The sequence below is a fragment of the Rhodohalobacter sp. genome, from assembly GCF_041686455.1.
Lineage (GTDB): Bacteria > Bacteroidota > Rhodothermia > Balneolales > Balneolaceae > Rhodohalobacter.
Genome location: NZ_JAWLDW010000080.1, coordinates 1 through 12,816, shown reverse-complemented (window position 1 = coordinate 12,816; position 12,816 = coordinate 1). Strand labels below are relative to the sequence as shown.

General features: G+C 42.0%; 10 protein-coding genes. 6 read left to right on the top strand and 4 right to left on the bottom strand.

Features of this window, described 5'->3' with window-relative positions:
• Together ACESM0_RS09675 and ACESM0_RS09670 are read left to right on the top strand one after the other, a co-directional pair.
• On the top strand, positions 1-670 hold a 670-nt coding region (locus ACESM0_RS09675), incomplete at its 5' end, for a hypothetical protein (RefSeq protein ID WP_372905956.1).
• Positions 671-848: 178 nt separating this feature from the next.
• Positions 849-1,247 carry a VOC family protein gene (locus ACESM0_RS09670; protein ID WP_372905954.1) on the top strand — a complete coding sequence of 133 codons (399 nt, stop codon included), beginning with the start codon at positions 849-851 and terminating at the stop codon, positions 1,245-1,247.
• 118 nt (positions 1,248-1,365) lie between these two features.
• Here the strand turns inward: ACESM0_RS09670 and ACESM0_RS09665 are convergent, their stop codons facing one another.
• Positions 1,366-2,193 (bottom strand): DUF4382 domain-containing protein, encoded by an 828-nt coding sequence (locus ACESM0_RS09665; RefSeq protein ID WP_372905952.1) that lies wholly within the window; start codon positions 2,191-2,193, stop codon positions 1,366-1,368.
• Between the two features lie 385 nt (positions 2,194-2,578).
• Complete coding sequence (locus tag ACESM0_RS09660; RefSeq protein WP_372905950.1) at positions 2,579-4,714, bottom strand: reprolysin-like metallopeptidase; 2,136 nt, start codon at positions 4,712-4,714, stop codon at positions 2,579-2,581.
• Between the two features lie 200 nt (positions 4,715-4,914).
• On the opposite strand from ACESM0_RS09660, the gene ACESM0_RS09655 reads away from it, so the two are divergent.
• The 4 genes from ACESM0_RS09655 to ACESM0_RS09640 all read left to right on the top strand — a co-directional run bounded on the left by ACESM0_RS09655 (position 4,915) and on the right by ACESM0_RS09640 (position 8,668).
• Positions 4,915-5,712 (top strand): phosphatase PAP2 family protein, encoded by a 798-nt coding sequence (locus ACESM0_RS09655; RefSeq protein ID WP_372905948.1) that lies wholly within the window; start codon positions 4,915-4,917, stop codon positions 5,710-5,712.
• Positions 5,713-5,793: 81 nt separating this feature from the next.
• Positions 5,794-6,309 (top strand): DUF427 domain-containing protein, encoded by a 516-nt coding sequence (locus ACESM0_RS09650; protein WP_372905946.1) that lies wholly within the window; start codon positions 5,794-5,796, stop codon positions 6,307-6,309.
• Positions 6,310-6,647: 338 nt separating this feature from the next.
• The gene (locus tag ACESM0_RS09645; protein WP_372905944.1) at positions 6,648-7,814 is read left to right on the top strand and encodes a Na/Pi cotransporter family protein; all 1,167 of its coding nucleotides are present in this window, start codon (positions 6,648-6,650) and stop codon (positions 7,812-7,814) included.
• A 347-nt stretch (positions 7,815-8,161) separates the two neighbouring features.
• Positions 8,162-8,668, top strand: a complete 507-nt coding sequence (locus ACESM0_RS09640; protein WP_372905942.1) for a DUF4174 domain-containing protein — start codon at positions 8,162-8,164, stop codon at positions 8,666-8,668.
• A gap of 130 nt (positions 8,669-8,798) precedes the next feature.
• Here the strand turns inward: ACESM0_RS09640 and ACESM0_RS09635 are convergent, their stop codons facing one another.
• Positions 8,799-11,075 (bottom strand): PAS domain S-box protein, encoded by a 2,277-nt coding sequence (locus tag ACESM0_RS09635; RefSeq protein ID WP_372905940.1) that lies wholly within the window; start codon positions 11,073-11,075, stop codon positions 8,799-8,801.
• Between the two features lie 713 nt (positions 11,076-11,788).
• Entirely contained in the window at positions 11,789-12,550 is a 762-nt protein-coding gene (locus tag ACESM0_RS09630) for a type IV toxin-antitoxin system AbiEi family antitoxin (protein WP_372905938.1), read from the bottom strand.
• Positions 12,551-12,816: the final 266 nt, after the last annotated feature.

The window sequence follows — 12,816 nt, the reverse complement described above, 5'->3', positions numbered from 1 at the left end:
ATATCGGATCAGTCCCGAGCAGACTCACCCAGAACAATCGGAGAAGGAGTTTGATGAAGATACGCAAGAGAAGTTCAAGAACTACCTGGACAACCTCTCTTTCTCATCTATCGACACAGAAAGTCAGCTGGAGTATACCGCAAACTATCCAGACCTCTTAGAAAAGTATCTGGATGAGGAAGAGGTACACGCACTCTTAATTCCCAAACCGATGAAAGAGTTGAACAGGATACTGGTTCCGATTTATCGTGCAGATCAGGTTAATTTGCGTCTTTCAACCATTCTGAGAGAACTATCTGATTACAGTGGCACAGCTATTTCCCTGTTTTTTGTTGTACAGGAAGAGTCAGAGGATTCCATTAGTGAGTTAAAAACCAAAGCATTCAAAAGCCTTCTGCAGGCCGGTATTGACAAATCAGATATCAAAAGTAATAGCATTGAAGTGGAAAATGTTGAGGAGGCTATCCTGCAGATATCAGAAAAGGATGATTTAATTGTAATGTCTGAATCTCAGGATGATGAACGAGAGAAATGGTTCAGCTCTATACACGAGAGGGTCCGGAAAAATATCGAATCTTCCCTATTGTTGATTTTACAGGAGGAGAGTCGCCGACCTGATCAAACAGAACAAGAGGCTGCAGAAGAAGTTGTTTCAGATGGTGAGGGTTAACCAGCTGAAAAGTTTAGGTTTGATACATTACTGATAAAAAACGGTACTTACCCGAAAAGTTTTAAATCTTTCATCAGGTGCCCGGTTCACATTGGGCTGAGTAGAGAATTAAAGCCCTTCGTAAATTTGTTATCTTTTCAAAAATGAGCCAATTAATTCAATCAAAAACGGGCCAGACATGAAGATCGCGGAAACGTGCTTGTATGCGAAGAACCTGCAAGAAATTGAATCATTTTATACAGAAGTTCTGGGACTGGAAATTGTAATGAAAGAGAAAAACAGACATATTTTCTTTAAATGCGGCGATTCCATGCTTCTTATTTTTAATCCCGAGCATACCCTGAATATTCAAACCGATATGGATGGCAGCCCGATACCGCTTCACGGAACCCAAGGCCCCGGACATGTGGCTTTCGGTGTATCGGTCGATGAATTTGAACCCTTAAAAGAAGATCTTCGAAAAAAGAACGTTCCAATTGAGTCCGAAGTAGACTGGCCAAACAGAAGCCGCTCGTTCTATTTCAGGGATCCCGCCAACAACAGCCTGGAAATTATTACCAATGACATGTGGGATTGAGCTGGGGAAGGTTGTAAACAATTCAGAGGCAAAGGCAGATTTCAAGATTATCTGCACATAAACAAAAAAGGCCTGCATCAAAAGATACAGACCTTTTTTCCGTATTAAGCTTTAATACTTAATCTTGTGTTTCCGAAAGTGTCACAGTTCCAATTTCATTGGTGTCACCGACTGTTACTTCAACACCGGTAGTATCTGACGTTTGGTAAGCGTCATTTGTTGGGTCTACGGAGACGGTATATGTACCCTCTTCAAGTCCAACAAGCATGAACGTACCATCAGAGGTGTCCGCTTTGGTTGAAGAAAGAGTATCTGAGTCTGCAATTGCATAGATGAATGGCTGAGCGTCAACAGGTTCAATTGTTCCGGAAATATTTCCTGTAACGGCTTCATTTGAAGCACTGATAACAGGTTTAAGAAGATATTGTATGCCAGATTGTTCATTACCACGCTCCACAACAGATCGAGCCGCGTCAAAATCAAGCAAGAGCGTATAGGTGATACCCGGCTCAATTTCAGCATTTACGTTCAACTTTATACCGGTTTGCTCACCGCTTGGTACAAACATATCGTGCTCTGTGCCGTCAACAACCACGCTGTGTCCATCGCTGCTCAGGATTAGGCGGATTTGCTCGTACGTACCTGCTTCCAATTCAGCGGAGCCAAGCACTTCCATTGCACCGTTTACAAGTTCTAAAAGGTCGTAACTTTGCTCGGGCGTACTGATGGTTTCCCAGCCTCCTTCCGTTTCACCGTTATTTACTTCTACTCTTTCAATAAATACGTTTACTTCTTCATAATTAGCCGGGGCGTCGTGCAGAAGCACTTCAAGTGTTCCCGTGCCGTCTGCGTCTGTACCTATTGTAGTATCTTCACATCCTACAATGAGTAATGACATTCCAATAAGTGCTGCGAATGATATACTTAACAATTTTTTGAGTAACATAATCTGTTTATTTAATTAGATAGTATTCAGGGTTTGTCAATTAAGACGACTGAAAATTTGAAACGTTACATTATTTTTTAACCTATGATGTGGTATATGTTCTGAGTCGAAACATAACAACAGATTTGTCACTTCAGATTATTTAAAGAGGGATTGACAGAACCCGTACCATTTAATGGTTTGACATTATTTTGTTAAAGCTGAAATAAAATCCAGACTTATCCCGGTACTTTCTCGCGGGATTTTATGATGGGTTTTCTCTTTATGATTTTACTCAAGCAGTGAAGTACTTCTTCGAATGCCTAGCACAGAATTGTACGTTTCGGAAAGACGTTAGGCATTGATTTCACAAAGCCCTGTTAGCTCTCTATTGAGCCGAACTCTGCTACTTCAAAAGAACCATTTTTTCAAATTTCACGTCAGAATTCGTTGCAAGCCGATAAAAGTAGACACCGGACGATAATCTGTTTGCATTAAAAGGAATTTCGTAATAGCCAACCGACAGTTCCTCGTCAATAATAGTGTCAATCCTTGCTCCGGATGAATTGAATATGTCAATTCTAACTCTGGACGATTCAGGCACAACAACAGGTATGACGGTCTGATTATTAAATGGATTCGGATAGTTATTGCCCAGCACCGTTTCTGCCTCTGTATAGAGAAACTCAACCTCTATACTGTTGCCAACCGGCAGATCTTCAGCAACTGCCCTGTAAGTAATTTTCTCTTCAGAATCATGTGTGATAATAAAACTGGCATATCCATTCTCATCCGTCACGTCGTTTACTGGCACCACATCTGAATATCCATCCTGATCAACAACAACCTGAGTATTATCAACAGGCTCTAAGGCGCTATTTCGAAGAGTAACATCAATTCTGCTCTCTTGTTCACCTGTTGCAAGCACGCGATTTCTAGTTACAACAACTTCGGATTGTGATGCACTGATATCTTTTGTCTTAAATTCTAAATTTTCACCATAAGCAGTGCCTCCATCATTTTTGGCATAGGCCCGCGCGTAGTAATTTGTATTTCCTTTTAATTCCGCTAGATCCACGGAAAAAGAATCACCACTAAAATTTGAACGGCTGCAAAAATCTGCGGCCCCCGGGTTCGGATTTGTACCCCAGCAGATTCCACGCTCTCGTATGGGGCTCCCTCCAATATCCACAATACTACCAGTTGCCTCGGCCTTTCCTGCCGTTATGTTAAATATCCGGTTTGTTTCCACCACCGGTATGTCCCTGGCTTCCCTGTACTGGGAAATAATGTGTTTTATTTCTCGCATGCTCCTGGCATTGTCTGAGGGCGCCCCTGTCCCCGTATACGATCCGGTTGCAACATCCTTGAAAAAGACATCCGGATTTGAAAAAATTTGTACACTCTGAGCGTCTTCATTGTATGTCATCACTGAAGCGTACTCCTGATTGTCCTGACCATTCCACCGCCAGCCGGTTGAATAGGAAAACAAACCGCCATCTGCACCCGCAGGGTTTGACTCTTGCAAACGGCTGTGTGCGTTACCCATATTGTGCCCCATCTCATGTGCATGTGTCGTGCTTGTCGCCTGCTGAACCCGGGTAAGTGAAAAACCAAAGCGCGGATCCCCTTCAGTATTGCTTAGCAGCCATCCAAGCCCCCCTACTTCATCTGTTTCAATAAACATTGCGACCAGATCTGCCTGGAATTCGTCTCGCCATACATGCACCTCATCCATATACCCTGTATACTCATAGCCCAATTCATAAAAAGACGGCGAGGTTGTAAGTCTTCTCAAATCTGTTCCGGCACTCGAACTCTCCGTATAGTCTATCCGGGCTGAATGAACAAGCCTGAATTCAATTCCCAAATTGGCGTTATCGGCAGTATTCTGTGCCACAGCCATCGACTGGTTAATAACATTCTGAATGTCTCCTTCTACCAATGCCCAGTTTTCAGCCCTTGGTGTATAAACAATCATCACGTCAATCACCGCCTGATCATTTACATCTTTGTTAGGCATGTATTTTCCGGCTGACCCGGAGGAGGATTTGACTTCATGATCATCGCCGATACCACAAGAAATATTATCCTTCTCATGTGGATCTACCTGGATCAAAGAATGGCTATTCTCCTGATCTGAATATTTAATTTCATAATAGAGGTGATCGACATGATTCTGAATGCCGGAGAGAATTTTACCGTCAGATACTGAGAGGATGAAACTATTTTGCCAGTCATTATTGAGATATGCCGTGATAGACCAGTCACCGTTGTAGTGTTCGATCACTCGCTGAACCGTAACTTCATAAACCCGTTTATCGATACCCGGCATTATAAATGATTTGATTGATTGAGTCTTTATTTTATTCAGAACTTCATCATCAAAAGTGATCGGAACCCGCTTCAGATCCGATTTTGATTTTGAACGCCATTCAGTTTCAGCTGATTCGCTCTTTTCAAACAGAGACGGCAAACGATCCTGAGCATGGAGACCATCAGCAAATATAAGTAGAAGAATTAACAGGGAAAGAAATCTCACTGTGTAGTAATATTTTGTTTAAAATGAACCGAATTAAAGTAAACAACATGTCTTTATCAGACAAAATGATTCGGACTTTAACTTAAAATTTGTGTTTTTATTGATTATTGATCCTCTATCGCATCGGTTTTTTAGACAATTCTATCTATTTATTAGTATTCGTAAATAGTCAATATCTTGTCGAAAACTCCTCTTTCGCTATGGATAAATCTTTTACAGTTTTTTTTATCGCACTTTTTTGTCTTGTGCCAACCTATCAGGAACTGATTGCACAAAATGATAAAACAGCACCTGATTTAAACCGGTTTATCAACTGGACGGTGAATGACCCTGTTTATGTTGCGAAAAATGTAAGTCATAGGGACCTGGGATTATTGATTGCAGCCGGTGTAAGTATAGCAGCCGTTTCCGCATTAGATCGCCGCTCGTCCTCTTATACTCAATCCGAATTCAGAAACAGTCGTACATTGGAAGCTGCAAACGAACTGGGAAACTTTGATTATATAGCTCCATTATCTGCAGCGCTATTCGGAACATCACTGCTTACAGACCGCCGAAAGTTTCAGGATGCTGCCTTCACCTCTTTTCAGTCTCTTTTATACACATATCTCTCTGTTTATACCCTTAAATATGTATTTGCCCGTGAGCGGCCTTCACAAAATAGTTCTCCCTACGCTTTCAACTTTTTTGAGCGTGATGCAGCGTCTTTCCCGTCCGGGCACTCATCCAACGCATTTGCACTCGTTGTACCCTGGGTCGTTTACTATCCTGGGGTAGTCACCTACAGCATGCTTGCACTTCCTGTTGGCACGGCTATCGCAAGGATTTCAAAAGGGGAGCACTGGCTATCTGACGTCTATGCGGGAGCTTTAATCGGGGCCTTCTGGGGATACAAACTTTCCAAACGGCACCTTGATCTTAACAGATCAGATAACTTAGCAATAACTCCCTTTTACGGGAGAAATGGTGGTGGTGTCTCCCTGAAAGTTACTTTCTGAAGAAATTAATGGGTCGCTTATAAAACTCTTGACTGCTGATTAAGGTTATAGGAACTAAAGTTCTAAAAAACCTATATAGCTATGTGGAAATACGATGGAAGCGAACGCCCCGATTTTGCCAAGGAACCCGCACCCGGTGAAGAATCAGTTTGGGATTATCCGCGTCCTCCCGAAATAGTGAAGGACAGCAGAATCGTGGAGGTTAAATGGATGAACCAAACAATTGCGAAGACAACAAAATCAGTAAAAGTTTTAGAAACAGCCAGTCCACCCACATTTTACCTTCCCCCGGACGATGTAATTACGAAGTTATTTGAGAAGGCTCCGGGCTCATCCTACTGTGAGTGGAAAGGGAAAGCTACTTACTGGAATATTTCAGTTGAAGGCAAAAGGCTTGAAAAAGCAGCTTGGAGTTATGAAAATCCCACACATCCATTTAAAAAAATTGCCGGTTACTTCTCTTTTTACCCCGGTAAACTGGAATGCTATGTCGACAATATAAGAGTAAAACCTCAGCCCGGTGGTTTTTATGGCGGCTGGATGACTCCCGAAATTACAGGGCCCGTAAAAGGTGAATCCGGTACCGGCGGGTGGTAGCGACTTGACCGTCTTTTGCCGTTTGGCAAGTATTCATTCCTTCCACCCTCTTTTATGAGCTTCATTCGATGCTTGCCTATAAAGTTTGCCATATTATCAATATCGTGATAGGGTAAACCCAAAATGAACCGGTCGCTTTTTAAACATGCCCGTGTTGATAACCGCCATCAAACAAAAGGTTCACAATTAAAGAGCCGTTTCCCCCCTGGACTCTCTTCCTTCAATTCTTGAAATGAACAGATTGGCTTAACATTAAGGTAACATTTCCCTAACAGTGTTTTGCTAACATATTTATGAGGACTCAAAGCATTCTAAATTCCACTTATTCGGAGATCTGATTGGAAACAGTTCAGGAAAAGAAACCGACACTACTTAAAAGATACGGCACAGCCATAAAGTGGCTTCAGGTTTTGCTGCTTATATACCTGCTCCTCGCTGCAGTATCCATTATCGGTGACGGCTTTGAAATTGCTTCAGGCGGTGCGGCTGTTCAACTGTTTTCATTCGCCACAAACCCTGTAATCTCTCTAATGATTGGAATCGTTGCAACGGCAACCATTCAAAGCTCAAGTACGGTTACTTCAATCATTGTGGGTCTGGTTGCAGGTGGTCTTCCGTTGTCTATGGCAATTCCGATGATAATGGGGGCTAATATTGGCACATCTCTGACAAGCACAATCGTCAGTCTTGGCCATGTACGAGATGGTGAAGAGTTTAAGAGAGCATTTTCAGCTGCCACTGTTCACGATAGTTTTAACATATTCGCTGTTTTGCTGATTCTCCCGCTCGAACTTGCGTTTCATCCGCTTGAAAGTGCATCACTATGGATTGCAGGATTTTTTGCAGCTGATGTTACGGCAGCAGGTGCTGATCTGAGCAGTTTCAATGTTATTTCCATTGCCATTGCTCCTACCGTAAATCTTTTAACTGCTGCTGCATCCCTAATACAAGGTGTTTGGCAGGGCATCATCCTTATCATAGCCGGCATTGCGCTCATTCTGTTTGTAGTCCATTCAATCGGCAAAATCCTCAAACGACTAATGACAGGCCGGGCGCTTGAAATCATGAACACCGCGGTTGGCCGAGGACCTATCTCAGGAATAGGTGCCGGAAGTTTGATCACAATTCTGGTTCAGTCGTCATCCACAACAACAGCCCTGATCGTGCCCATGGCCGGAAGCGGGCTGATGTCGATGAAGCAGGTCTACCCCTTTACGCTCGGTGGAAACCTTGGAACCACTGTAACCGCATTACTGGCTGCTACTGCCATAACAGGAGGCACCGCCATTCTTGCATTCCAAATTGCCCTGGTACATCTCCTGTTTAATCTGACAGCCATCTTATTAATTTTTTCCATCCCATTATTACGAAATGTTCCTCCCGCCCTTGCAGAATATATGGCCGCGGCAACCCAAAAAAATAAGTGGTTCGTCGGTGCTTATATTGCCACACTCTTCTTCCTGGTTCCTCTTCTTGTACTGGGTATTTCAAGAGCATTCTTTTGAAAATAATTATCTGAATACCTTTAACCACATTACCCGGACAGCATATAATTATTATTGGCCGCATCTACCGGTTAATTAGTTATCACTGAGCTCAATTTCTTTAGCTTGCGCCCCATCTTGGATCCAATTTCTAGTTTTTTTGTTCTATTCAGAGTTTCTACTTTTTGATTTTATTATAACCTAACCACTGAATATAACACCATACCAAAATTTGTGTTGTCTACGTAAGGTTCCATCCAAACCGATAAATTTTGGAAACCCAATGGATTATAGTCATCGGGTTTACAGTGCTGACTGTACTATAAAGGAACGACTCGAGCTGCACGGTTTGTTTTAGTTATCTCTGAATGTACAGTCTCTACAACCTTCAAACTCATGCCGGCGTGAAACTGCTGCTGATTTTTACTTTCTTACCCTTTTTTGCCATGACTCAGATAAGCTCCACCGACTTTCGAAAAGATCAACCCTGTACGGGTAAAGAGATTTCACTCGAATTATTTCAGTGGGAGAACAGAATACTCGTGCTCTTTGCATCTCATTCAGATGACGAAACCTACCAAACTCAAATGGACAGATTCTCTTCCCTTGAAGGCGAATTCCGGGACCGCGACCTAATCCTGATCTCCGTTTTTAATGAAGAGTGTTCCTCGCTGAATGGAGAAGTCATATCAGACTCTTCAAGCCAAAAAATCCGTGAGAGGCTGTCTCCGCCGGAAAACGGCTACTCCATCTTACTGATCGGAAAAGACGGCGGCGTGAAACTCAAACAAGACGAAGTGCTCGAACCCGCTGAACTCTTTCGTGTCATCGACCGAATGCCGATGCGTCAGCGTGAGATGAGAGAAGGCGGGTAGTTTGGCAGCACAGAGTAGTGGCATTAGTTTCTTGTCTTGTACAGAATTTAACAAGTCCGTTTTCAAGGAATAAATAGGCAGACATTTAATTCTTTAATTTCACTCAGTCAGGCAGTTTCCTATTTGAAACTTATTTAAAATTTGAAGAGCTCCCTTTTCCTTCTGTTTTATCGAAGATAAGCTTGAATTCCACACCCTCATCCAGTGATGTATATGAATATGAGCCATGAAGCTGGCTCGTAAGGGTTTGAATCAGCTCCATCCCAAGAGATGTTCCTGAATCTTCTTCGTCTAAATCATCCGGTAAACCCTTTCCATCATCCCGGATTTTCAGCGTCACTGTACCATCTTCTTCTATAAGGGAAATATGCATGGTCCCTGAATCACCGTCATCATATGCATGTTTCAGAATATTCGTTACAATCTCGTTTAAAATGAGTGAGCAAGGAATTGCATCATTTATGTTCAATTCAACCGACTCCATATCGTACGAGAGCTCCAGATCAATGGAACTATGGTAGGTATCGGTAATATTGGTGATAAGCTGTTCGATATTTCTATCAAGCCGAAGGTTCTTAAAACTCGAAGCCCTATACAGCAGTTCATGGATTGTTGCCATTGTTTTAATGCGTCCGGTACTGTCATATAGTTTTTCCTGAACCCTTTCATCGGTTTCACTGTATGCCTGTAGTTCCATCATTCCTGATACAACAGCAAGGTTATTTTTCACCCGGTGATGAATCTCTGCCAATAAAATATTTTTCTCCTCCAGAGAATCCTGAAGCATCTCCCGGCTCTCTTTTTCTTCGGTTACATCTATGGCTACCCCGCCAACGATCTGTTTTAGTCCCGGAACCCCTTTAATCGGGAAAATATTAGTTTTGTAATATCTCACCTTTCCATTTACTCTGAGCTGTTCTTCAAAAACAATGGGCTCACCCGATTCCAATACTTTCTGATCATTGGCTTTAAACTGGCTTGCCTTCTCACTATCAAAAAGGTCATATAAGTTTTTATCCACCACCTTTTTCCCGGACAATCCAAGCAGTGATCTGAACTTATCATTGGCAAATACAAATGTTCCATTCGCATCTCTTATCCATGTGGCTGACCATGCGTTGTCGGCAAGCTCTTCCAGCAGTTTCTTGTTGCGGAATGCTTTCTCTTCTATTTCCACTAATTCGCTTACGTCTACTATGGCTCCAATTATGGTATCCGGCGTGCCATCTTCATTGCGATCCACATAGATGCGATTCATCACATATTTATAAAGTCCGTCGAATGTTCTGATCCGGTAGACAAGGTTCGACTTCTGGTTATCTCCTTCCATCGTGAGTTCAACATCATGAACCACTTGTTCAAGATCATCAGGATGGATCTTATCGAGCCACCAGTCGTAATCCACAAACTTTTCCGAATTCGGATACCCGAGTACGTCCGTTAACTCATCTCCCCAGGAGAGATCGCCCGACGCCCAATCCAGTTCATAAATGAGGTCTGTCGCAACCGATACAATTTTTTTGAGTTTATCTTTAAGCTCATAAACCCCCTGTTCCGCTTCTTTTTTATCGCTAATATCAATGGCTGTCACGTACCATTTGTTTTCATCACCCGAGAAATTACACTGAAACCATCTTTTTCGGTCGTGCTTGTCTATAAGCCGAACCGATGTTGAGTAACGCCCCCGATGCTGCTTTTCACTCGAAAACCACTGTTCAATTGTACTATCTTCAAGCTCATCTGCCTCCAAAAAATTGGTAAACGGTTTTCCTTTAAGTGTATCCGGTGAATATCCCAAAACCTTCTCCACTCCATTGCTTACATCCGTTATTTTTCCTGAACCAGGCTCCAGGAGGAAGGTAAGATCTGCTGAGTTTTGAAGTAGTGCAGAATAGGATTTCAGTTTTTTGCTACTCTCTTTCAACAACTCCGTTTTTTTGTAGAACATAAGATGAGCCCTTGCTCCATCTATCATCACCTGAAGCTGCTGTTTCTGATCATCGGAGAGATCACGGGGCATGGAATCGCATATGCAAAAAGTGGCCATATTGTCTCCCGCCTCACTTCTGAAAGTTGCCCCGGCAAAGAATTGAATCTTATCCATTTCCAAATCAGAAAGCAAAGAAGCTGCTTGCTGATGATCCCGAACATTGTGTATAATTGACAAACCGTTATCCGGATCCACCACATCTGAAATCTTTTTGGCAGCGGAAACAATAGGTTCATCACAAGCTCCATGTGAGGCAAGTATTCCAGGATCTGAATCCATATGAAAATAAATCAAAGCAGTAGTCGCTTCACAAATATCCGCCGCTGATTTCAGGATCGGCATCATCCGGTCTTTCAGTGTTTTCAAACCCGTTTCATTTGATAAAATGTCAACGTCAATATCATTCTCTATCATCATTCTTTTAGCCCTATTCTTTCTTTTTCAATTAGGTGCTATGGCACGAAAATGTGTGCCGGTAACATCACAAGAGGCCACTACATGTTTTTACTCTTGATTTTATGAATACAGTTAGAAAAAAAAGTTATAACTGTAATCCTCTGCTCTTCAATAATTTAATGTAGTAAATTTTTGCACCATTCCTTTATCGGTAATATCTCATTTCAAATACACTATAAAGCTAACCGATCCATTTTTCCTTCACCCTCTTTACCGTCAAATGCGTGTTTTTTTCGTCGACGCTACCTTTCCCTGATTGTGATTTATGAAACGCTCCCGAAGGTCAGAAGTAAATCCAACATAACGCCAATCTTCTGCCTCACTTTTTATGTTGATATGTACATAATAGATTGGTTTCTCTCTTTTTCTTAAACGAAATATATCACTACTCAATGCTTGCAAAGGTTGATTGCTCTGATCTCCTACTTTGAGACTTCGGAAACCATAAAGCCTAAAAAAAGTGCACGCACTCCAAACATTGGCGAAGGAGAGCCCGGTCCCGAATCCCCGGGAAGACCATTCGATTATGAGTCGTCTAATTAATTGCGTTTAAAGACCATAAAGGCCGATTTTGAGAAGGGTGTACCCACTAATGTACCAACTATTCACGTCACCGGTGAAGAGCGTTCATTTTGTCTAAATTTTACTCCTTCCACATTCCAACCTTTATTTCCTCATCGATCCTCTCTGTTTATTTCGGGTACAACAATTTGATACTTCTTGACCAGCTTACCTCCTTTGACAATAGAACGATTACCGCTACCCAGTCCTATAGTTGATTCTTCAAGGTACTTAAGCCAGGAATGGTTATACGTTTCGGCCATGTAGAGAAACAAACGCTTTACTTTTATGGATCGGCAATTCTCCAACAAGGATTGCAAAACTGACGGCCGCAAAGTCGTCATACCCTCCATGATGTAGTGGGCTTCATCAAAGTTTTCATGTTTTGGTATATCATATAAATACTCCATCACGGCTCGCTCCGGACTCGACATATTAAGTAAAAACCCATCTACATTCTTCTTATTCAAACTCTCATCATAATCATCAAATAGTTTTGCCGATCGCACCTCAAATGACACATCCCATTCAACATTTTTAAACCATGTCGGTAGCCATAAGTCCGGCTCTTTCCAAAGCACTACTTTTTGATGGGGACCCATTTTTATGTAATGGCCGTACCCTTGTAATTCAAGAGACGTTTTTCCTCCTATGTGAACAGACATGTTGTTTTTGACTTGCAACGTGTATAGCACTCCTGCCCCTGCAATTTCATCCTTAGGTCGCTTATACACACCGGCACTAACCTTCTCAAACCAGCCGCTTTTCACATAACTCGCAGACAGCTGTCTGGATACACCTTTGCTTTCTAACCACTCACTGGTGATTAGTGTACCAGGAGGCCAATCATTTAGTATTTGATTTATTTTATTCAAAATTTGTCAATAAATATTTTACATATTTTGAATATATCAAACCTTTTTAGTAAAAAAATGAATAGATATCGATTATGCTTTACATATCTATAGTTTTTTAACCATAATGCTCAACTTTTACCCTTCATGTGTAATTCTGATGTCAAACCTTCACTCACTAATCCATACTTCAACCTCTCGTAGACCGACTCGATGCCCGGCATGTAGTTCAAACCGGACAGCCCGGATTCTGTATGGCATGCCGACTACAGAGGCACTTCCAAAAG

What these genes read in the sequence shown, in the direction of transcription:
- ACESM0_RS09670 (WP_372905954.1), top strand. Translation starts at nt 849, where the DNA reads ATGAAGATCGCGGAAACGTGCTTGTATGCGAAGAACCTGCAAGAAATT.
- ACESM0_RS09665 (WP_372905952.1), bottom strand. Translation starts at nt 2,193, where the DNA reads ATGTTACTCAAAAAATTGTTAAGTATATCATTCGCAGCACTTATTGGA.
- ACESM0_RS09655 (WP_372905948.1), top strand. Translation starts at nt 4,915, where the DNA reads ATGGATAAATCTTTTACAGTTTTTTTTATCGCACTTTTTTGTCTTGTG.
- ACESM0_RS09650 (WP_372905946.1), top strand. Translation starts at nt 5,794, where the DNA reads ATGTGGAAATACGATGGAAGCGAACGCCCCGATTTTGCCAAGGAACCC.
- ACESM0_RS09640 (WP_372905942.1), top strand. Translation starts at nt 8,162, where the DNA reads ATGTACAGTCTCTACAACCTTCAAACTCATGCCGGCGTGAAACTGCTG.
- ACESM0_RS09635 (WP_372905940.1), bottom strand. Translation starts at nt 11,075, where the DNA reads ATGATGATAGAGAATGATATTGACGTTGACATTTTATCAAATGAAACG.